20 protein-coding genes, 1 tRNA gene and 1 pseudogene are annotated in these 20221 nt (G+C 61.8%); 6 read left to right on the top strand and 16 right to left on the bottom strand.

Annotated elements, in window-relative coordinates; all coding sequences use genetic code 11:
* The 4 genes from RI518_RS06500 to RI518_RS06485 form a co-directional block, all read right to left on the bottom strand.
* The coding region (locus RI518_RS06500) for a hypothetical protein (protein ID WP_310689650.1) at nt 1-256 on the bottom strand (256 nt) is incomplete at its 3' end.
* A gap of 35 nt (nt 257-291) precedes the next feature.
* Entirely contained in the window at nt 292-1128 is an 837-nt protein-coding gene (locus RI518_RS06495; protein WP_310672069.1) for an ABC transporter permease, read from the bottom strand.
* Nucleotides 1125-1949 (bottom strand): ABC transporter permease, encoded by an 825-nt coding sequence (locus tag RI518_RS06490; protein ID WP_310689649.1) that lies wholly within the window; start codon nt 1947-1949, stop codon nt 1125-1127. The genes RI518_RS06495 and RI518_RS06490 overlap by 4 nt, the downstream gene beginning before the upstream one ends.
* A gap of 10 nt (nt 1950-1959) precedes the next feature.
* A complete protein-coding gene (locus RI518_RS06485) occupies nt 1960-2892 on the bottom strand; it encodes an ATP-binding cassette domain-containing protein (protein ID WP_310672071.1) in 933 nt (310 codons plus the stop codon).
* A gap of 152 nt (nt 2893-3044) precedes the next feature.
* Between RI518_RS06485 and RI518_RS06480 the strand changes: the two genes are divergently transcribed.
* Nucleotides 3045-4958: an ABC transporter ATP-binding protein gene (locus tag RI518_RS06480; RefSeq protein ID WP_397428162.1), complete on the top strand. Its 1914-nt coding sequence runs from the start codon at nt 3045-3047 to the stop codon at nt 4956-4958.
* 17 nt (nt 4959-4975) lie between these two features.
* On the opposite strand, the gene RI518_RS06475 is transcribed toward RI518_RS06480, so the two are convergent.
* The 4 genes from RI518_RS06475 to RI518_RS06460 all read right to left on the bottom strand — a co-directional run bounded on the left by RI518_RS06475 (nt 4976) and on the right by RI518_RS06460 (nt 7307).
* Entirely contained in the window at nt 4976-5554 is a 579-nt protein-coding gene (locus RI518_RS06475; protein WP_310672072.1) for an isochorismatase family protein, read from the bottom strand.
* A 21-nt stretch (nt 5555-5575) separates the two neighbouring features.
* Entirely contained in the window at nt 5576-6211 is a 636-nt protein-coding gene (locus RI518_RS06470; protein WP_310689651.1) for a D-alanyl-D-alanine carboxypeptidase, read from the bottom strand.
* A complete protein-coding gene (locus RI518_RS06465; protein ID WP_310689648.1) occupies nt 6169-7203 on the bottom strand; it encodes a D-alanyl-D-alanine carboxypeptidase in 1035 nt (344 codons plus the stop codon). Before RI518_RS06465 ends, RI518_RS06470 begins: the two co-directional genes overlap by 43 nt.
* A gap of 28 nt (nt 7204-7231) precedes the next feature.
* Nucleotides 7232-7307: transfer RNA gene (locus RI518_RS06460), tRNA-Thr, on the bottom strand.
* Nucleotides 7308-7365: 58 nt separating this feature from the next.
* Here RI518_RS06460 and RI518_RS06455 point away from each other — a divergent pair.
* A complete protein-coding gene (locus tag RI518_RS06455) occupies nt 7366-8463 on the top strand; it encodes a glycosyltransferase (protein WP_310689647.1) in 1098 nt (365 codons plus the stop codon).
* A gap of 72 nt (nt 8464-8535) precedes the next feature.
* On the opposite strand, the gene RI518_RS06450 is transcribed toward RI518_RS06455, so the two are convergent.
* Nucleotides 8536-9411 (bottom strand): thioredoxin domain-containing protein, encoded by an 876-nt coding sequence (locus RI518_RS06450; RefSeq protein ID WP_310672075.1) that lies wholly within the window; start codon nt 9409-9411, stop codon nt 8536-8538.
* Nucleotides 9412-9675: 264 nt separating this feature from the next.
* On the opposite strand from RI518_RS06450, the gene RI518_RS06445 reads away from it, so the two are divergent.
* On the top strand, nt 9676-10776 hold the full coding sequence (locus tag RI518_RS06445; protein WP_310689646.1) for a sn-glycerol-3-phosphate ABC transporter ATP-binding protein UgpC: 1101 nt from the start codon (nt 9676-9678) through the stop codon (nt 10774-10776).
* 147 nt (nt 10777-10923) lie between these two features.
* Nucleotides 10924-12201, top strand: coding sequence for a DUF4032 domain-containing protein (locus tag RI518_RS06440; protein ID WP_310689645.1), 1278 nt, complete (start codon nt 10924-10926; stop codon nt 12199-12201).
* 35 nt (nt 12202-12236) lie between these two features.
* Here RI518_RS06440 and rlmB read toward each other — a convergent pair whose 3' ends face one another.
* Genes rlmB through RI518_RS06420 form a run of 4 tightly spaced genes read right to left on the bottom strand, consistent with a single transcriptional unit; the run spans nt 12237 to nt 16339 of the window.
* Entirely contained in the window at nt 12237-13190 is a 954-nt protein-coding gene (gene rlmB / locus RI518_RS06435; protein ID WP_310672079.1) for a 23S rRNA (guanosine(2251)-2'-O)-methyltransferase RlmB, read from the bottom strand.
* The gene (gene cysS / locus RI518_RS06430; RefSeq protein ID WP_310689644.1) at nt 13180-14613 is read right to left on the bottom strand and encodes a cysteine--tRNA ligase; all 1434 of its coding nucleotides are present in this window, start codon (nt 14611-14613) and stop codon (nt 13180-13182) included. The genes rlmB and cysS overlap by 11 nt, the downstream gene beginning before the upstream one ends.
* Nucleotides 14614-14637: 24 nt before the next feature.
* The gene (ispD, locus tag RI518_RS06425; protein WP_310689643.1) at nt 14638-15837 is read right to left on the bottom strand and encodes a 2-C-methyl-D-erythritol 4-phosphate cytidylyltransferase; all 1200 of its coding nucleotides are present in this window, start codon (nt 15835-15837) and stop codon (nt 14638-14640) included.
* A gap of 19 nt (nt 15838-15856) precedes the next feature.
* On the bottom strand, nt 15857-16339 hold the full coding sequence (locus tag RI518_RS06420; protein WP_310672082.1) for a CarD family transcriptional regulator: 483 nt from the start codon (nt 16337-16339) through the stop codon (nt 15857-15859).
* A gap of 287 nt (nt 16340-16626) precedes the next feature.
* Between RI518_RS06420 and RI518_RS06415 the strand changes: the two genes are divergently transcribed.
* Entirely contained in the window at nt 16627-17058 is a 432-nt protein-coding gene (locus RI518_RS06415) for a hypothetical protein (RefSeq protein ID WP_310689642.1), read from the top strand.
* Nucleotides 17059-17193: 135 nt separating this feature from the next.
* Here the strand turns inward: RI518_RS06415 and RI518_RS06410 are convergent, their stop codons facing one another.
* Both RI518_RS06410 and RI518_RS06405 read right to left on the bottom strand, forming a co-directional pair.
* Complete coding sequence (locus RI518_RS06410) at nt 17194-17874, bottom strand: response regulator transcription factor (protein ID WP_310672427.1); 681 nt, start codon at nt 17872-17874, stop codon at nt 17194-17196.
* Nucleotides 17871-19136, bottom strand: a complete 1266-nt coding sequence (locus tag RI518_RS06405) for an ATP-binding protein (RefSeq protein WP_310672426.1) — start codon at nt 19134-19136, stop codon at nt 17871-17873. Before RI518_RS06405 ends, RI518_RS06410 begins: the two co-directional genes overlap by 4 nt.
* Before the next feature lie 153 nt (nt 19137-19289).
* Here RI518_RS06405 and phoU point away from each other — a divergent pair, with 153 nt between their 5' ends.
* Nucleotides 19290-19946 (top strand): phosphate signaling complex protein PhoU, encoded by a 657-nt coding sequence (phoU, locus tag RI518_RS06400; RefSeq protein WP_310672425.1) that lies wholly within the window; start codon nt 19290-19292, stop codon nt 19944-19946.
* A gap of 38 nt (nt 19947-19984) precedes the next feature.
* On the opposite strand, the pseudogene RI518_RS06395 reads toward phoU, so the two are convergent.
* Nucleotides 19985-20221, bottom strand: a pseudogene (locus RI518_RS06395) (hypothetical protein); the annotation flags it as partial.

Below are 20221 nucleotides of genomic sequence, written 5' to 3'. Positions count from 1 at the left end.
AGGCACGGCGCAGGGTTTCTGCCATCGTCTGGGTGTTGAGCTCGATGACCTCCACGTGGGAGCCAAAATCAAACGACCTCACCACGTCGACCCACTCACTGCGGGTGGGAATAATAATCTTCTCCACCGTGGGCTGCATCAGCCGCACGTGGTAGTCCAACAGGCACTGGAGGTCTTCGGACACGGGGAGTAAGAATTTGGGTATCCCATTCATCCGGGACGCCGTCCCGGATGACGGCAACAACCCAATACGCATGGCCTCGAGTATAGAAGCCCGCAGGTCATCGGGGTTTAGTCGAAAAAGAGCACCCGTAGTCGCCTGGTGGCAAAGAGGGTGCCGATTGTGCCAATCACCACGAAATAGGCCACGTGACCCAGGGTGGCGAGGCTCACGGCGCCCGTGGTCAACGCCCGCAGCATTTCCACACCGTGCCACAGCGGCAGCGCTTGGACGACCCACTGCAGGGGCTCGGGGTAGACATCGAGGGGGTAGAAAGTCCCAGAGAACAAAAACAGCGGCAGCAGGGCAAAGTTCACCCAACTCATCTGCTGGAACGTGGTGAGGTAGCTGGTCACACTCATCCCGATGGCGGCGAAACACAGGGCGATGAGCACCACGGCGGGCAGTACCAGTAGCGCCCACGGGGAGAGGACCAGACCCAATAGCTGCATCACGATGAGAAAGCCGCTGGCATAGAGGGCACCGCGCATCAGTGCGAGGGTAATCTCACCGACCGCGACATCGAGTGGTCCCAGCGTGGTTTGGAGCATTCCCTCATAGAGGCGCTGGAAGTTCAGCTTGAAAAACACGTTCCAGGTCGAATCAAACACCGCGCCATTCATCGCCGCCACGGCCAACAGGGCAGGCGCGATGTAGGCGGCGTAACTAACCGGCTCGCCCGCCGCGTTTTCCACCTCGCCCACGAGGGCACCAAAGCCGACCCCGATGGAGAGCAAATAGAACACGGGCTCGAAAAACCCACTGAGGATTACCAGCGCGTTGGTCGACTTGGTGGCTTCTAGACCGCGACGCCAGACGGCGCGGATATTTCCGGCATAGAGGCCAGCCAGTGACGCCGGCAACCAGCGGTGTGTTTTCTGCTCGGGCAGGGGCGCGGTCGCTGTCATCGACCCAGCCTCTTCGTGAAGGTCCGGATGGCGAGGGTGACGCCCAGCACGATCAGCAGCGCCAAATACACCCCGTGGACTGCGGTCAACCAGCCTGGCTCCACGTGACCGTAGGAGACCACACGCCCCCACTGCGCCCCGTGCCAGAGCGGGGAAATCCAACCGATGGGCTGCAGGAAGATCGGTAACTGCTCCAGCGGGAAAAACGTCCCCGAAAAGAGAAACAGCGGAACAAAAATGAGTCGGTAGAGCATCGGTAACTGACCGCGGTCGGTGGTGATCGTCGCGGCGTAGGCCATGATGAGGCTGCCGATCGCCATTCCCGTCATCGCCGCGATGGGCACCATCCAGAGTGCCGAGGCCTGCGAAATACCGCCGAAGGCAATGATGACCAGGAAGTAAATGGTCGCTGTCGCGAGCATCCGCAGCAACACGAAGGTGACGTGGCCGACAACAATGTCGACCCCGCGCAGCGGGGTTTGATGCATGGCGATGTAAATCGGGCGGTATCGAAAGCCCACCAGGATTTGGTAGGTCGATTCCTCGTTCGCGACGAAGACCGCCGACATGGCCAAGAGCGCCGGGGCAACAAACATCAGGTAGTCGACACCCTGGACCCCTTCGGGGACCAGGCTTCCCAGGCCCACCCCTAGTGCCAGTAGATACACCACCGGGTTGGCGATGCTGGTGATAAACGCACTGGAGGCATAACCGCGCAGTGCGCGGATCTTTCTCTCCGTGACAAACCAGAACTGCCACGGTGACGGAGCCCTGTCGGCCCTGTCGGCCTTGACGGCCTTCGATGTGTCGGCCCTACTCATGAGATCACGCTCATTCGATCAGGCTCCGACCGGTCAGGGTCAAAAACACATCTTCCAGGCTGGAGCGGCGCACCAGCGAGGTGACCGGTTCGACCCCTTGGCCCTTCAAGTGGTGGAGTAGGCCCTCGCCGTCGTCGGTGTAGGCGAGTAGCCGGTCGGGCAGTACCTCCAGAGACTGTGCCGCCTCGCGGATCGAGTCGGCCATCTGCTCGTTTCGATCCGAACCAAAACGCAACTCGACGACTTCTTTACTCGAATACTGCCGGATCAGGGCGCTTGGCGAATCTTCGGCCATGATTCGACCCTCATCGATGACGACCAAACGATCACAGAGCTGCTCGGCTTCATCCATGTAGTGGGTGGTGAGCACGAGCGTGGTGCCCTGCTCTTTCAGGCGAAAAAGCCGGTCCCACAGCACGTGTCGGGCCTGGGGATCCAGACCCGTGGTGGGCTCGTCCAAGAGCAAGATTTTGGGGTCGTTAATCAGCGACCGGGCAATGGTGAGTCGCCTTTTCATTCCGCCACTGAGCGAATCCACTTTCTGGTCGGCTTTGTCCTGAAGTTCCGCAAAATCGAGAAGGGCTTCGGCGCGTTCTGTTAACCACGCGGTGGGCAGGCCAAAGTAGCGCCCGTAGACAATGAGGTTGTCTCGAACGAGCAGTTCATGGTCGAGGTTGTCCTGCTGTGGCACCACACCCAGCTGGGCGCGAATGGCTGGCCCCTCGAGGTTCGGGTCCATGCCCAGGATGTCCAACTCGCCGGAGGTTCTGCCGGAGACGGCTCCGACCATGCGCATCGTGGTCGATTTGCCGGCACCGTTTGGACCGAGCAGTCCAAACGACTCCCCCGGGGCGACCTCGAAGCTGATGTGGTCGACGGCGGTGGTCTCGTCATAGACCTTGGTGAGCTCTCGTGCGGTAATGACCGGATGGGGTTTTGTCACAAGGGTCGAGCCTAACCATCGCGGGTGGTTATCCGCTGAGCGAACATGAGTGTGGCACACAGCCGCAGCGCACACACTAAGAGGGCCGCCATGGCGGAGCATAAGCGCCCGGCACACCGGAAACCACGAGAGTGAACAGGCAGACTACTTCTATGAGTATGGGTTTTGGTCCCCGCCGGATGCGAGGAACATCGACAGCGCCCCGCAGGGGCGACCTCGACGACGACGGCGCCCCAAAAGCTCGTTTCCGACAGCTGGTGCCCTACCTGCTGGAGCACAAAAAGGTTCTCGGTGTCGTCATTGCGCTGAGCGCCCTCGGTGCCCTGACCGGCCTCGCCCAGCCACTGCTCGTGGCGGAGGTGATCAGCCGCGTCGAATCGGGTCTCGAACTGGAATGGCTGGTGTGGACACTGGTCGGCCTCGTTGTCGCCTCGGCCCTGCTCTCTGGCTACCGCCACTACCTGCTGCAAAAAACCGGTGAAGGCGTTGTCCTCTCCAGTCGGAAACAACTGATCCGCCGGATGCTGTTTTTGCCCATCCGGGAATTCGATGAGCGTCGAACGGGAGACTTGGTCTCCCGTGTCGGCTCCGACACCACGCTGCTGCGGGCAGTCTTGACCCAGGGCCTGGTCGAAGCGATTGGTGGTGCGCTCACGTTTGTGGGAGCAATCATCGCGATGTTGGTACTCGATGCGCTGCTCTTTAGTTTGACCATCGTCGTCGTCGCGGTCGCGGTGACCACCGTGGTGACCCTCTCCAGGCGCATTCGAGTGGCCAGTAGAAAAGCCCAAGAGCGAGTCGGTGACTTGACCGCCAGCGTGGAGCGCGCCATTAGCGCGATCCGCACGGTGCGAGCGGCAAACGCCACCCACCGTGAAATCGACACAATCGATAAGGACGCGGAGGGTGCCTGGCGGATGGGCCTGCAGGTCGCCCGTATTTCCGCCCTGGTGGTCCCCATTTCCGGTATTGCCCTCCAGGTGGCCTTCCTCGTCGTGTTGGGAGTGGGCGGCTACCGGGTGGCCAGTGGCGCCATCACGGTCGCGAGCCTGGTGGCGTTCATCCTGTTTTTGTTCATGATGATCATGCCGCTCGGCCAAGCCTTTGGAGCGATCAATTCGGTCAACCAAGCACTGGGAGCCCTGGGCCGCATTCAAGAAATCATTGACCTGCCCGGTGAGGCCGCAGACGATGCACCCGCGAGTCAGTCGCCTCCCACGATGGCGGATTCGACCCAGCCCGCACTGGCCTTCCAGAAGGTGAGCTTTTCCTATCCGGAGCGCGCCCACAGAAGCGAAGCGGAAAAAGTCGTCGCCGAAGAAATCGGCGAGGATGCTGTCGCCTCACTGACCGGCCCGATCGACCTGGAGCCTGGCAAGACCCGCCAAGCCGTCCTCACCGAGGTCTCTTTTGAGGTCCCACTGGGTGCCCGGGTGGCACTGGTCGGGCCAAGCGGCGCCGGAAAATCGACCGTTTTTGCCCTCCTGGAGCGCTTCTATGACCCCACTGCGGGGGTCATTTCCCTCGGGGGTCACGATATTAGAACCCTCGATCGAGAAGACCTGCGCTCCCAACTGGGTTATGTCGAACAAGACGCCCCGGTGTTGGCCGGCACCATCAGACAAAACCTGCTGTTGGCCGCCTCTGAGGCCGACGACGCCGACTGCGTGGAAGTGTTGCAGCGGGTGAACCTCGAGAGCGTGTTGGACCGTGACCCCGCCGGTTTGGATGCCCCCGTCGGTGAAGCCGGAGTGATGCTCTCCGGTGGCGAGCGCCAACGATTGGCCATCGCACGCGCCCTGCTCGCCGCACCCCCGATTTTGCTCCTCGACGAGTCGACCTCGTCACTCGATGGTGTCAACGAACAAATGATGCGAGAAGCAATCGATAAAGTCTCCGAAGGTCGAACCCTGATGGTCATCGCCCACCGGCTCTCCACCGTGGTCGATAGCGACCACATTGTGGTCTTAGACCACGGTCGGGTCATCGGTGAGGGAACCCACTCGGAACTGGTGAAATCGACGCCGCTGTATCGGGACCTCGCCAAACATCAACTGCTGGTGTAACGGGACCTGTGGCCGAATTAGCCCGCGGTCTGAAGGGTCGCCCCGTGGTGGACCAACTCGTCCAGTGCGGCCTGTCCACTCTCCGGTGTGACCGCGGCAATCAGGTCGGTCAACACGTTCACCTTTAAGCCCACACCGAGGGCATCGAGTGCGCTGGCGCGCACACAGTGGTCGGTGGCAATCCCCACGACGTCGACTTCGCTCACGCCGTGTTGGCCGAGCACGTCGGCCACGCTGTGGCCGTCTTCACTACTGCCCTCAAACATCGAATAGGACGGCTCACCCATCCCTTTTTTCACGTGAACACCGATGTGTTGGAGGTCTAACTCGGGGTGATATTCGGCACCGAATGTCCCCGCCACGCAGTGCACGGGCCAGGTGTCAACAAAGTTGGGAGCAGCATCGGTGGCGAAGTGACCACCGTTGTCGTTATCGGCGTCGTGCCAATCCCTGGAGGCAATGATCAGCGAATAGTCTCCGTGGTGTTCGGCGAGAAACGCACTGACATCGCGGGCCACCTGGGTGCCACCCTCGACGCCGAGTGCACCACCTTCAGTGAAATCGTTTTGGATATCAACGACCAGGAGTCCTCGCACAGCACTCACCCCACAGGTTGGCTAATTGTTTGGGTCATGCCAGTCTGCCAGGTTCTCCCCGCACTGGGCCAGGGCTGCCACCAGGCGGTCAATATCGTCCCTGCTGGCATTGGACACCTGGTTGCCACTGAGCACGATGGAAAAGGCCAACCGCTCGCCCGCTGAGACTTCGTCTTCTGGTGCGTCCTCTGGCTGAACCGGTGGGGTCTCCAGATACCCGGCAAGGCTCCTCGTGCCACGGATACTGCCGGTCTTTGCCCGCACCAGTCCTTGCATCTCCGAGGCCACTACCCGGTAGCGCTGTCTCAGCGAACCGCTTTGGCCAGAGACGGGAAGACTCGATTCGACCTGCTTCCACTGCGCTGTGTGCTCCACCAGCCACAGCAGACTGACGACGGCCTGCGGGCTTAGGCCACTCAGTGGGCTAAGCCCCGAGCCGTCGTGAATCACCGCTCCTTCCAGACTGTCGTCAGATACTCCCGCAGAGCGGCGAAATACCCCCTCGACAGCGCGCAGGATTGCCTCACCCGGGCTAATACCCAGCTCACCGGTCGGATCGAGTGCCAGTGCCACTTCGCGGGCGATGACTTCGGCGAGCGAATTGTCGCTGTCGATCAGCATGATCTGAACCAACTGCGACAGCGGCGCGGAAGACACTTCCGCCAACAGGCGACCCTCAGGAGCACGGGCAAGCCCTGAAGCACTACCCAGCCCTGAAGCACTGCCAGCCCTGAGTCACTACCCGATTCAACGATTTCTGGTCGCGCCTGCCCTGTTCGCTCCACGGCGTCGACAAACCACTGGGTCGCCCGGGAAGTGGGGTCTGTGGAGCGAGGTGAGAGGCGAACGGCGGGTTGGTCACGATCGCCATCGACTTGGAGTGCAGTAATCGGCGCGACGTAGCCGAGTGCCGCGGAACCCGGCCGCCACGATTCATCCCAGTCGGGAAAACGCGCGTAGCGGGAATCATCGACCCACACGCGCTGGATGGTCACACCCTCTGCTGTGGCCACAGCCGATGCGGCGAGGCGCTCGAGGTGTGATTCGCTGTCGTAGTAGTTCGCTCCGGCAGCTCGGGTGAGCGTCACATCGCCGCCCCCGATTAACCACACATCTCCGGGTGTCTCGCCAGCTCGCACGCGGGTGTGAAAACGAAAGTCCGGTCCCAACACCTCCAGTGCCGCCACGGCGGTGAACAGCTTCACCACGCTGGCCGGGGCGACAGGCTGGTCTTCATTAATCCCCAGCAGCAGTGGCCCTTCAGAGGAGCCATCGCCCAGTGCCGACACCGCCACGGACAATTCCCCGTCGGTATCCCACACGAGGGCCTCTGGGACCAGGCAGGTGCGAAGCCGAAGGGCTGACCCTGCAGTAGTGCCGCCCGCAGCACGCTCTGCTGCACCCTCTGCTGCGCGGGAAGACGTTGAGTGATTGTCTGGGGTCTGGGAACCAGCATGTTGCGATTCGAGCGATTGCGCGCTGCCCGCAGAATGCGCGGAGGCGTCTTCGGTGACGGTGGTGTCTGTGCCGGGTGGGTGGGGCTCAGCGTTGCGAGTCGTGCTGTGGACCAAGCCCCCCAGGCTTGCCACCAGTAGCCACACCAGGCCGGTGGCGAGTGCGGGCAGGAGCCTTCTCACGAGTCGCTCCACGCACGCACCCCCTTGGTGTGGGAGGAAATGGGGCCGGCTGCGGGACTTGAACCCGCAACCTTCCGATTACAAGTCGGATGCGCTACCAATTGCGCCAAGCCGGCAGGGCCTTCTAAGGATAACGCCCCCAGAAGGTGTTGAGCGCCCGGATACACTAACCCCATGCCTGCTAGCCCCCTTCTCACGGTGGCAGTGGCGATGTATCAGTCAGAAGACACCATCACCCGGGCCCTCGAGTCGATCTACTCCCAAGATTTCGACGACTACGAAGTCCTCATCGTCAATGACGCCTCGAGTGACAATTCGCTCCAGGTGGCCCGGTCAGTGACCCCACCAGGCCCCACAGAGTCCGGGAAACAGGAAGTGAGCGTTCGGTTTATCGACCACCCGCACAACCAGGGTTTGGGTCCTGCGCGCAATACGGCCGCTGCAGAAGCCCGCGGCAAATATGTCGTGTTTGTGGATTCGGATGACGAACTACTTCCCGGAGCGCTCTCAGCAATCGCGGCGGTCGCCGCCGAGTCCCGCGCAGACTTATTGCTTCTGGGCACGCTGGAGAATAAACGAGGCCGGGATAAACCGCTGCATTCACCCGACATGTTGACCAGAGTCGCCTCCAGCCCGGAAGGTTGGAGGCTTGGCGAACACCCGGAGCTGTTTTTCTGGCCGCCATCGACGTGGTCGAAGGCCTTCAGGCGGGAGTTCATCATCGATGAAGACATCGTCTTTCCCGCCGGGTACCACCAAGACCTACCCTCCAGCACCGAGGCGCTCCTTCGCGCGGGATCCATCGGTGCCGTCGACCACCTGTGTTACCGATACATCAGGGGTGAAATGGGCAGTAGTGCCACACGGTCCAAAGGCGAAAAAACCCTCGTGCGGATCGCCCAAATTCGACGGATTCGAGAGCGAAACCTCATCCCGGCGCTTCCGGAGTCGACCAGGCAGCACCTGGTCGCCATGGTCGCCGTCCACCTGGTGTGGGGAAACCGGGCGGCCTACCGCACCATTCCCGACCACCTCCACGAAGAGTTCTTCCACGACAGCTCGGCGGAGCTCACCAGTTGGTTTGCTTTTGGCACACCCGATGGCGCTGTCTCCAGCGAACCGCTGATGCCAGACCGTGAGCGCGAACTGTTCACCATCGCGCTGTTAAGCGACAACTTTCGGCTGTGGCAACAGGCGATAGCGACCCACCAGAGGAAGCTTCGCTGGCAGCGTCGCCTCGACCTCACCCGCTACAGCATCTTCAAAAAGTAGCGAGAGCAATCGATCGGCCCAATCCAGCGGCCCGATCCAGCGGCCCGACCACACTGGCCGGTCGCCGATGCCTTATTCGGCGCCGTCGACGTCCTCCACCGAGGCGACAAAGGCGGCGAGGTCCGCCGGTGAGCGACCCGAATACTCTTGGCCGTTGACCAGCACCGTGGGGGTGCCCCCCACGACGGGGATCTGGGAGTTTCGCACCGGAACCGGTCCGGTGCCCATCGCCCGCACGGTCGCGTCATCGAGCCAGTCGGCAAAGCGTTCTTCTTTGATGCAGGTCTCGACCTCGTCAATGTTGGCCACACCCGCTTCTTCCGCAAGCCCTACCAACTCGTCATCGCTGAGGCTCACCTCTTCCGGGGGAGCGGGCTGGTTGAACAGGAGTGTTTCGCTGTAGTTGAAGAAGGAGTCCGGCTCCAGGTCTGCCACACACGCTGCCGCGTTACCCGAGCGGGTGGCGTAGCGCTGCCCCGCGGTCTGGGGGTCCCTAAACGAGAGCGGGTGGTATTCCACGGTGACGGTGCCGCTTTCTAACCAGTTGCGAAACAGTTCCGAATAGATCACTTCAAACTGAGCACAGGCGGGGCAGGAGTAGTCGATGAAGATATCAATCGCCGCCACCCCTTCAGGGTTTTCCGACGACAGGGTGGGGGTGCCCTCTGGCTCGAGCGCTTCGGTGCGCTCGGCGACAAAGTCTTGGCCAATTTTGATGCCGTCACTGGCCATGTTCCGGGGGCCAGGCCCCTGCGGGGTCACCGAGGAGGTGATGAAAAAGGTCACCACACCGATAACGGCCAGCACCACAACAGCGAGGGAGGACTGCAGAATAATCTTTTTTTGCTTCGACTGCTTCGACTGCTTTTCCCGCAGCTGGCGAGCCTTCTCGCGTGCCTCTTGGCGACGCTGATTCTTGGACTGTCGGGGCTCGGAGTAAGCGTTCATTCTGTGCGTGCTCTTTCGTGTGTGGTCGTTGCCGATCGTTGTTCGCCTGTGGGTACTTTGCGGGGCCCAGACGGGGCTCGCACCGCCGGCTCTACATGCTACCGCCGGAAACTTGGAATACCGATTCGCACACTACGGCTCGCCACCCACAGCGGGGGCGTGCCATACTAAAAATCAAGCGATGGCGCTTGGTGACAGGCGCCACCGTCTCATTCACAACGGATCGTCCGGCACGTACCTGCCGGTGAAGAGGAGAACAAAATAATGGCTACTGTCACGTTTGACAAAGCATCCAGGCTCTACCCGGGATCAGAAATCCCCGCTGTAGATGAGTTGGAACTAGAAATCGAAGACGGAGAGTTCCTCGTCCTCGTCGGCCCCTCGGGTTGCGGCAAGTCGACATCGCTTCGGATGCTCGCAGGCCTCGAAGAGGTCAACTCGGGTCGCATCATGATCGGTGACCGTGACGTCACCGATATGCCCCCCAAGGACCGCGACATCGCGATGGTCTTTCAAAACTATGCGCTCTACCCACACATGACCGTGGCCGAGAACATGGGTTTCGCCCTGAAAATCGCCGGTGTCAGTAAAGAAGAGCGCGCCACCCGCGTCGAGGAAGCGGCGAAGCTTCTCGACTTGGAGCCCTACCTCAGTCGGAAACCCAAAGCCCTCTCTGGTGGTCAACGCCAGCGTGTGGCGATGGGTCGCGCCATTGTGCGCGAGCCACAGGTGTTCTTGATGGATGAGCCACTCTCCAACCTGGACGCCAAACTGCGTGTGCAGACGCGGACCCAAATCGCCTCGCTGCAGCGCCGCCTGGGGGTGACCACCGTGTATGTCACCCACGACCAGGTGGAAGCACTCACCATGGGTGATCGCATCGCCGTCTTGAAAGACGGTGTGCTTCAGCAAGTGGGAACACCCCGCGAGCTCTACGAGCGTCCACAAAACGTGTTCGTCGCCGGATTCATTGGTTCACCGGCGATGAACATTTTCGACACCGAATTGGTCGAGGGCGGTCTAACCTTCGGTTCGGCGACCATACCGGTCGAGCGCGAAGCGACCGAAGCGGCGACCTCGACCCACGCCACCGTGGGTGTGCGCCCGGAAGACATCGACGTCCACACCTCCGGTGAGGGAATCCCCGCGAAAGTGGTTCTCGTCGAAGAGCTGGGTGCCGATGGTTACCTCTACTGCGAAGCCGAGGTGGGCGGTGAGACCACCGCGATTGTGGCCCGCGTGGATGGCCGGGAACACCCGGATAAAGGTGACTCGGTGGTGCTCACCCCGGTCGATCGCCACGTGCACGTATTCGATAACAACACGGGCCTTCGCCTCAACCGCGAAGTGGTCTCCCAGAAGTAGTCCACACCACCGCACGAGGAGTGCGAGAGACTGGGGGTTAGCGCCACGGGTGGCGCTAACCCCCAGTGTGCTCTCTGCGGGTATCGCCCGCGTCCGTGTGGGTGTGCGGCGCTGTGTGGTGGGTGATACGCGGTGAAAGGAGTGTGAATGTCGCCTCTCTCGATTCACGCTTCCCAACCGAGTCCTGAGCTTTTTGAGCTGCCCTGGGAGTTACCCCTGCAGGATTGGCCACAAGAGACTGTGGCGGCGCTCCCCAAAGGAATCTCTCGCCACGTGGTGCGATTTGTGCACCTGGCTGATCACTTGGTGGCCGTCAAAGAAACCACGGAAGAGCTCGCCCGGAGGGAATATGACCTACTGAAGAGCTTGGGTCGCCTGGAGGCACCCGCTGTTGAACCCGTCGCGATTGTCTCCGATCGTCGAAGCGCGGAGGGCGAGAGCCTGCCGCCGGCACTGGTGACCAGGCATTTAAAGTTCTCACTGCCTTACCGGGCAGTGTTTTCTCACACCCTGAGGCCCGAGACGGCGACCCGCCTGGTCGACGCGATGGCGCTTCTCTTGGTGAAGCTCCACCTGGAGGGTTTCTACTGGGGTGACGTGTCGCTGTCGAATACCCTGTTTCGCCGGGATGCGGGAGCCTTTGCGGCGTATTTGGTGGATGCCGAAACCGGTGCGCTACACCCCGGTGGGTTATCTTCCGGTCAACGAGAGAGCGATTTGGAAATCGCCCGGGTCAACGTCGCCGGCGAACTACTCGACCTCCACGCCGGTGCTCGACTAGACCCCGATATTGACGCCGTGGAAATGGCGGGCTCCATTGTCGAGTCCTACCGGTCACTCTGGGAGGCACTGACCAGTCAAGAAACATTTGACCGTTCCGAGCGGTGGCGAATCCGCGAGCGCATCGACAAACTCAATACCCTGGGCTTCGACATCGAAGAGCTCAGTATGGCCTCCGATGAGTCGGGCACAACACTCTCGATTCAACCCAAAGTGGTCGATTCCGGCCATCACCAGAGACGACTCATTCGCCTCACCGGAATCGATGCGGGCGAAAATCAGGCCCGCGAGTTACTCAACGACTTGGATTCGTATCGGGCCACGTTTTATCCCGACCAAGCCGTCGATGAGGAAATGCTCGCCCACGAGTGGCTCACCCGGGTGTTCGAACCCGTCGTTCGCGCGATACCCAGAGATTTGCGGACCAAACTGGAACCGGCGGAAGTGTTTTATCAACTCCTCCACCACCGCGCGAGGCTCTCCAGGGCCCAAGACCGCGACGTGTCGCTGGCCGAAGCGCTCTCGGTGTATATCGACGACGTGTTGGTCCACCGCCGCGATGAGGCCACAGTGATGGGTCCCCCCACCGGGGCCATCACCCCACCACACCCCACCGGGGAACTGAACTGGCGCGACCTGGTCTAGTCGGTGTGCCCAGCACCGCGCAGGGGTATCGCGGTTTAGTCGTTCGCGGCGCGTTTTTGCCGGTCGATTTCGTAGAGGGCGATTCCGGTGGCGACACTGGCGTTTAAGGATTCTGTTTTCGGATCCAGCGGAATCGACACCACCATGTCGCAGGTTTCGCGAACCAGTCGAGAAAGCCCCGCCCCTTCTGCTCCCACCACCAAAACGATCGGAACATCGCCCAGTTCGGCCTCGCCGACCGGGGTGGCATTGTCACCGGCCAAGCCGACCACAAAATAGCCCCGTTCTTGCAGGGCCTTGAGGGTGTGAGTGAGGTTGGAGGCTTGGGCGACCGGCGCGTGGCTCAACTGCCCCGCAGAGGTTTTCCACACCGCCGGGGTCACCCCCACGCTGCGGCGTTTGGGAACGATGACTCCGGAGCCGCCAAACGCGGCCGTCGAGCGCACAATGGCACCCAAGTTCCTGGGGTCGGTCACCCCGTCGGCTGCGACCAGGAGTGCGTGGCTTCGACCGGAGAGGCGCTGGGCGACACGATCCAGTGCGCGCTCCGCCACGTCCATCGGGTCCTGGTAGCGGTAGGCGGGGACGGTGAGGATGATGCCCTGGTGGACGACGTCGGTACCGGCCAGGCGGTCCAACTCCGGTGCTGTCGCCTCCGTGATGGGGATGTTCTTCTTTCTCGCCATCTCCAGAATGTCGACGACCCGCTGGTCGCGCTGGAGCCGCTGACCCATCGTGATTTGGCTGGCGGGGACACCCGCGCGCAGTGCTTCCACGACCGGGTTTTTCCCACACACCACGTCGGGCCCGCTGGGCCCGTCTTGGCGGGTGGGCCGCTTGGCGCCTCGGGTACTGGGTCGGCCGGGTTTTTTCCCCTCCCGATACCAGTGTCGCTCTTCTGCTTTCGGGGTGGGACCTTTTCCCTCGAGGGCTTTTTTGCCCCGCCCGCCGCTGCCGACGCGTTTACCGGCTGGTTTTTTAGCTGCCACGAACACTCCACTGCGGGCCGTCTGCTGTATCCATCACGTCGATGCCACCGGCCTGGAGGACATCGCGAATCTGATCGGCCAGGGCAAAATCTTTGGAATCTCGGGCATTCATCCTGGCCTCCAGCAGTGTGGCCACCAGGGTCTCGAGGTGTGCGCTGGCCAGGTCAGCACTGCCGGACTGGTGGGCCCACTGCGCTGAGTGCGGGTTGAGTCCCAACACATCGAGCATGGCGAGGACTTCACCCCGGGCGCCGGCCGCGACCTCGTGATCACCGTCATCGATGGCGTGGTTTCCCCGGCGCACCGTGTCGTGGAGCACCCCGAGTGCTTCGGGTATTCCCAGGTCATCGTCCATGGCGGCGCTGAAGGCATCGGGAAGCTCCGCGTGGGTAACCACTGCGTTGGCGGTAACAGTGGGGGCCTCTGGCAGGTGGCGGCCTCTCTCCACAAAACCTTCGATTCGAGAGAAGGCTTTTTCTGCCTCGCCGAGGGCCCCGTCGTGAAGGTCGATATCGGATCGGTAGTGGGCAGCACTGAGCGCATAGCGGATCACAATCGGCCGGGCTTTCTCGAGCCAGTCACCGGCAAAAATGCTGTTGCCCAACGATTTAGACATCTTCTGGCCGTTAACTAGCACCAAGGCGCTGTGGACCCAGTGGCGGGCAAAGTCGTCGCCCGCTGCTGTGGATTGGGCGATTTCGTTTTCGTGGTGGGGAAAGCGCAGATCCAAGCCCCCGCCGTGAATATCGAAGGCCGGGCCGAGGTATCGCCCCGCCATGGCAGAACACTCCAGGTGCCAGCCGGGGCGGCCCGCACCCCACGGTGCGGGCCACGACGCGGTCTGGGGTTCATGATCCTTGTGTCCCTTCCAGAGGGCAAAGTCCTGCACGGAGCGCTTGGCCGCACTGGTCGCGTCGCCAGGTTCCATGTCTTCTGGTTTTTGTCTGGTCAACTCGCCATAGCGGGGCCAACTGGCGACATCGAAATAGACATCACCGGAGCCGTCGTCGCTGGTGTAGGCGTGACCGCGGTCGATGAGGCGCTCGATGAGCGCCACCATCGCCGGAATATCGCCGGTGGCTCTCGGTTCGATGGCGGGGCGGCGAATACCGATGGCGTCGCTCGCGCGGTGAAACTCACCCTCCACGCGGGAGGCTAGTTGCCACCACTCTTCGTTGCCCTCACCAGCCTTTTCCAGAATTTTGTCGTCGATGTCGGTGACGTTTCGCACCATGGTGACATCCAAGCCTCGATGTTCCAACCAGCGCCACCACAGGTCATAGACCAGGGCGCTTCGCAGGTGGCCGATATGGGGCTCGGATTGCACGGTCGGCCCGCAGACATACATCGAGACCTGCCCAGGCTGAAGCGGCACGAAGTCGACGACCTCGCGCGCGAAAGAGTCATATAACCGGATGGGCACGCCTTCATGGTAGTCGCCAGGTGGTTACACCAGTTTGTGTGGCACCACGAGCGCCGTGGCGATCGCCGCGGCACCCTCCCCCCGACCGGTCAGGCCCAGGCCATCGGTGGTGGTCCCCGCCACGTGCACGGGCGCACCCACCAGGCCACTAAGCGCCCGACACATTTCTTCACGGACCGGTCCGATTTTGGGGTGGTTGGCAATGTATTGGACCGACACTGACGCCGGGGCGAACCCCGCATCCTGCAGTAGGCCAAGCGCGTGGCGAAGAAGCGTGGTGCTGGAGACCCCCTCGTATTCGGGCCGGTCGACACCAAAATGGGCGCCTAAGTCGCCGAGACTGGCCGCCGCGAGAAGTGCGTCGGTCATGGCGTGCACGATCACGTCACCGTCGCTGTGTCCGGCGAGACCGGGAACCCCGTGAAACTCCATTCCCCCCAGGACCAGTCCTTTGTCGGCATCAAACTGGTGAACATCGACCCCCGTGCCCACCAATACACCAGCCACGCCCCCGGGGGCCATCGCGGGTGCCACACCGGCCAGTAACTCCAGGGTCACCAGGTCTTCCGGGTAGGTGACTTTGAGGCCCTCGCGGTGGCCAGGTACCGCCCGCACGTCGCCTCCGGCCGCGCGAAAAACAGCCGCGTCATCGGTGGCATCACCCACAAACTCGTCGTACGCGTGTCTGAGCGCCTGGTGGTGAAAACCCTGCGGTGTCTGCACAGCACCCAGCGCGTCACGCGGGTGTGCCTCCGCGGTGACGGCCGTCGAAGGATCCACCGGGACAATGGTGTCCACCACGGGCAGCACGGGAATGACGCCGGGGTGACCCTCTTTCAACGCGTCGACGACGCGTTGAAAGACGTCGGTCGGTGTCAGTGCTCGGGCCGCATCGTGAATGAGGACATAATCAGCTGCCTCAGAAACGAGCGCCAGACCCCGGCGGACACTCTCGGTTCGACTCGCCCCACCCGTGACCACGCTGAGGTCGATCACCCGCTCGGACTGGTCGGAATCGAGCACACTGCGAGCGAGAGCCTCAGCCGGGGTCTCCCACCCTTCCGGTGCGACGACGATGACCTGGAGTGGGTGGTCAAGTCCTAACAGCGGGGTCAGGCAGTGCTCCAGGAGTGTTTTCCCACCGAGTGGAACAAACGCTTTCGGAGAGGCTGCCTGAAGGCGCTCGCCGCTTCCCGCGGCGACCACAATCACCGAAAGGGTCACCGGCCCGGCCCTACCTAGCTTAGGAAGCGAGGACCTCGTCGAGAGTCTGCGAGGCTTTGTCCTCATCAGTTTTCTCGGCGAGTGCGAGTTCGGAAATCAGAATCTGGCGAGCTTTGGCCAACATGCGCTTTTCCCCCGCAGAAAGGCCGCGGTCTTGGTCTCGTCGCCACAGGTCGCGCACCACTTCGGAGACCTTGATGACGTCACCGGAGGCCAACTTTTCTAAGTTGGCCTTATAGCGACGCGACCAGTTGGTGGGCTCTTCGGTGAAGGGCTGGCGCAGTACGTCGAAGACCTGGTTCACGCCTTCACGACCGATTACATCGCGCACACCGACAAGGTCGACGTTGTCGGCGGGGACCTCAATGGTCAGATCGCCCTGTTTGACGTTCAGTTTGAGGTAGAGCTTCTTTTCGCCTCTGACGGTCCGTTGCTTCACCTCGGTGATGGTTGCCGCACCGTGGTGCGGGTAGACAACGGTTTCTCCTACTTCAAACTGCATTTAGTAACGCCCTTTCAACAAATCCCCAGTTTATCACAGCACTACTGCTACGATTCCGCTCCCGGGTTCTAGGCGGAAGCGCAACACCTTTTAATGTTGGGGTGTTCAGCCCACCAACTCCCGCACGCAGACCGGGCGGAGGCTTCGGCAGAACGCCCCGCGGTCGGTTAGGCTAGGGGTGTCGGACCACTTCCCCGCGCCCGACAGAAACTCTGAGCGGGGTAGCACCCTGGAGGACAGCAACCACCGTGCACGCTCGCTTTGCACCGACCCTCGTGGCGTCTGCTTTGACCGTAACTGCTCTTACCGGCTGTACATTTACCGCCGAAATTGCGAACCTGCAGCCCTACGACCCCTCCGACGGTGTCGCCACCACGATGGACGACATCGCGGTGCGAAACGCCATGCTGATTACCAGCGACGGTGCGGAGGCCAACCTGGTGATGACCGTGGTGAACACCACGGGTGAAAACGTGGACCTTCGCGTCCAATACGGTTCGGCCGGCGCCCGCCAAACCGACATCATTGCCCTGCCCGCCGATCCGGAGCTTTTCCAAGTAGGCAGTGACCCGGCCAACCAGCTGATTATTTCCGACGACGACATCGTCGCCGGTTCGCTCTTTCCCGTCTACTTCCAGCACGGCGACGCCCAAGGCGAAATCATCGAAGTCCCGGTACTCGATGGGACACTGGCCGAATACGAACTACTCGTTCCCTAGCTCCCGCTCCCACGCGGCAGGCTCGCTCGGTTCTGACGTGATGACCCCGCAGCCACCAGACGGTGATCTGCACGAGACGGTGATCTACTCGGTTACGCCTCGAACAGTTACCCCTGAACGGTGAACCCTGAACGGTTACGCTTCGAAGCGGTAACCGAGCCCTCGGACCGTGACGATGACTGTCGGTTGGGAGGGCACCGCTTCGATTTTCGAGCGCAGGCGTTTGATGTGCACGTCGAGTGTCTTGGTGTCGCCGAAATAATCCGAGCCCCAGACCCGGTCGATAATTTGACCCCTGGTCAACACCCGACCGGCGTTGACCATCAGCAACTCCAGCAGTTCGAACTCTTTAAGCGGCAGTGACACCTGTTCACCGCGGAGTGTGACCTGGTGTTTTTCGGTGTCTAGTCGAATCCCGTGGTGGTCGAGCACGTGCTGGGATTCGGATTGGTCGGCTTCCTGGCGTCGAAGCACCGCGCGGATTCTGGCGAGGAGTTCCCGACTGGAGTAGGGCTTGGTGATGTAGTCGTCTGCGCCCAGTTCCAACCCCACGACGATGTCCACTTCCGAATCTTTCGCCGTCAACATGATGATGGGGACGCTGGAGCGGGCGCGCACTTCCCGGCACACTTCGGTGCCGGGCATGCCCGGCAGCATCAGATCCAACAGGATCAGGTCGGGGTTATCGCTCTGGGCGACGGTGACCGCCTCCAGGCCGTCTTCCACCCCAATGACGTCGTAGCCTTCGCGGCGCAGCAGATATTCCAAAGGCTCCCGCAGTGACGCTTCGTCTTCAACAACCAAAATGGTGCTCACGCGCTTGTCCTCTCACGGCCCTTTGTAGGGGTGTCTTGCTCCTGGGGTGTGGTGGCCACAAACTCCGAGGGCCTGGCTTTGTTCGCCCCCGCTTTTTTCGACTCCACCACGGTAGCCGCCTCCACGCCAGAGCCCTGGTTCGCCTCCGGTTCGGTAGTAGCCAACTTAATGGTGAACGTGGAGCCCCGACCCGGGTGTGACCACACCCGCACTTCGCCTCGGTGGTTGTGCACGACGTGTTTGACAATACTCAACCCGAGCCCCGTGCCCCCGGTCTGTCGAGACCGTGCGGGATCGCCTCGGTAAAAACGCTCAAATACTCGGTCGAGTTCTTGGGCGGAAATTCCCACACCCTGGTCGGTGACGGATATTTCCACGCGGCCATCGCGCACCACCACGCCCACGCCCACCCGGGCGGGGGCGGTGGAATACGCGATGGCGTTTCTCACCAGGTTGTGCACGGCGGTGACTAAAGACCCGCGGTCGCCCATCACCCACGCTTTCGATTTGGCGTTGACGACGAGGTCGATTTCCGCCGATTCGGCAAACACTCGGTTGGCATCGACCGCGGAATTGACCACGTCGTCGATGGAGAGGGCTTCACCGTCTGCCACGCTGCCCAGGGATTGCAGCCGGGAGAGTTCGATGATGTCCCCGGTGAGCTCGGCTAACCGGTTGGCTTCTTTTTCGAGACTGGCGGCAAAGCGGCGGACCTGATCGGCGTCATCGGCCGAGAAACTCAGCGCTTCGGCTAAGAGCGACACCGCCCCGATCGGGGTTTTGAGCTCGTGGGAGATATTGGCGATGAAATCGCGGCGAACATTGTCGATTCGATAAATATCGGAGCGATCTTCGGCGACGAGCAAGACAAACCGGGACCCAAGCGGTGCCACTCGCACCAGGACTTTCAGCGGGGTCCCCTCTGGGGTGTCGAGTTCGAACTCTTCTTGAAGCGAGGTCCCGGATTTCCTCGAGCGCTTGATTAACTTATTGACCTGCTCGATCGCGATGTGGCGATCCTCGACAAAACCCAAATCGAGCGCTGCCCGGGAGGCCCGGATCACCCGGTTACTCTCGTCGAGGACCAAGCCGGTGGCGCCGATGACTTCAAGCGCAGTATCCAGCCCGTCGGGAACCACTTCTTTATCGATTCCGCCCCGACTAGACCAGGGGTGTCGAATGAGCCAGACCACTCCGACAATGAGCGCGCCTGCAACAAAACCGAGCAGGCCACTAAGCGGCCAACTCATCCACAGGTCCATAACCTGAGGGTACGCGCCCCTTCCCGGTCTATGCGAGCTGGCGCGGTTAGAATAGGAACAAAAGTGTAAGAGTTTACGAACTCCTCACCCCTCGTTTACCCCCATTCGACAGGGTGACACACATACCGCACACCACATGCAGCAGGGAGCGCAATGCGCCAGCTATTCCAGCAAGAGCTCGCCGACCTTAAAGACGACCTCGTCGACATCGCCCAAAGTGTCGAAGCGGCGATGGATCGCGCAGTGCGCGCGTTCAACCAGTCCGACGTCCAGTTGGCTGAAGAAGTCATCGCCCAGGACCACCTGATCGACGACGCCGTTCGTGAACTAGACGAACAGGCCATCGCGATTCTCGCCCGTCAGGCCCCCGTCGCGGGTGACCTCCGCCAAGTCATCTCCACTCTGCGCATCAGCGCATCGCTGGAGCGCATGGGCGACCTCGCCACCCACCTCGCGCAGCTCGCCCGGTACCGCTTCCCCGAAAAGGTGGCCCCCAAAGGCATTCGCCCCACCTTCAAAGAAATGGGTGCTCTGGATCTGAAGATGGCCGGCCTCGTTGTCGCCCTCCTGCAAGACCCCAACCCGAAGGCAGTGGAAGAAATTCGCGACCTGGACGACTCGATTGACGCCCTGCACCTGAGCGTGTTCGAAACAGTCCTCAGCGAAGAGTTCGGTTCGGGAACCGCCACCGTGGTCGATGCCACCCTGGCATCTCGCTACCTCGAGCGCTTCGCCGACCACGGTGTCTCGATTTCGAAAAAGGTCCTCTACCTACTGACCGGCGAGTGGGACCCAGACAGCGCCGAATAACTCCTCGGTGACCTGTGGCCGCGTAGGCGGCACAGGGTCTATGCCCGGGCCGCTTCCGTATCGTCTCCGCGGCTATTGCCCTGGGAGGCCACGGCTGCCGCTCCGGCCTTGGCTGCGGCGGGGTCTAAGTAACGACCCGGGGCGGTGATGGCGCCCTTTTTGTTGAGGTCATAGACCAGGGGAATGCCGGTGGGGATGTTCAGTGCGGTGACCTCGTCGTCGCTTAAGCCCTCCAGGTGTTTGACCAGGCCGCGCAGGCTGTTGCCGTGTGCGAC

It is taken from the genome of Pontimonas sp. (assembly GCF_031581085.1).
Taxonomy (GTDB): Bacteria; Actinomycetota; Actinomycetes; order Actinomycetales; family Microbacteriaceae; genus Pontimonas.
This window is presented reverse-complemented; position numbering and strand designations above follow the sequence as displayed.

Bases quoted from the DNA above. Each gene is read 5' to 3' on its own strand.
- RI518_RS06455 (WP_310689647.1), top strand. From the start codon at position 7,366: ATGCCTGCTAGCCCCCTTCTCACGGTGGCAGTGGCGATGTATCAGTCA.
- RI518_RS06480 (WP_397428162.1), top strand. From the start codon at position 3,045: ATGAGTATGGGTTTTGGTCCCCGCCGGATGCGAGGAACATCGACAGCG.
- RI518_RS06495 (WP_310672069.1), bottom strand. From the start codon at position 1,128: ATGACAGCGACCGCGCCCCTGCCCGAGCAGAAAACACACCGCTGGTTG.
- RI518_RS06490 (WP_310689649.1), bottom strand. From the start codon at position 1,949: ATGAGTAGGGCCGACACATCGAAGGCCGTCAAGGCCGACAGGGCCGAC.
- RI518_RS06445 (WP_310689646.1), top strand. From the start codon at position 9,676: ATGGCTACTGTCACGTTTGACAAAGCATCCAGGCTCTACCCGGGATCA.
- RI518_RS06440 (WP_310689645.1), top strand. From the start codon at position 10,924: ATGTCGCCTCTCTCGATTCACGCTTCCCAACCGAGTCCTGAGCTTTTT.
- RI518_RS06450 (WP_310672075.1), bottom strand. From the start codon at position 9,411: ATGAACGCTTACTCCGAGCCCCGACAGTCCAAGAATCAGCGTCGCCAA.
- RI518_RS06405 (WP_310672426.1), bottom strand. From the start codon at position 19,136: ATGGACCTGTGGATGAGTTGGCCGCTTAGTGGCCTGCTCGGTTTTGTT.
- RI518_RS06420 (WP_310672082.1), bottom strand. From the start codon at position 16,339: ATGCAGTTTGAAGTAGGAGAAACCGTTGTCTACCCGCACCACGGTGCG.
- phoU (WP_310672425.1), top strand. From the start codon at position 19,290: ATGCGCCAGCTATTCCAGCAAGAGCTCGCCGACCTTAAAGACGACCTC.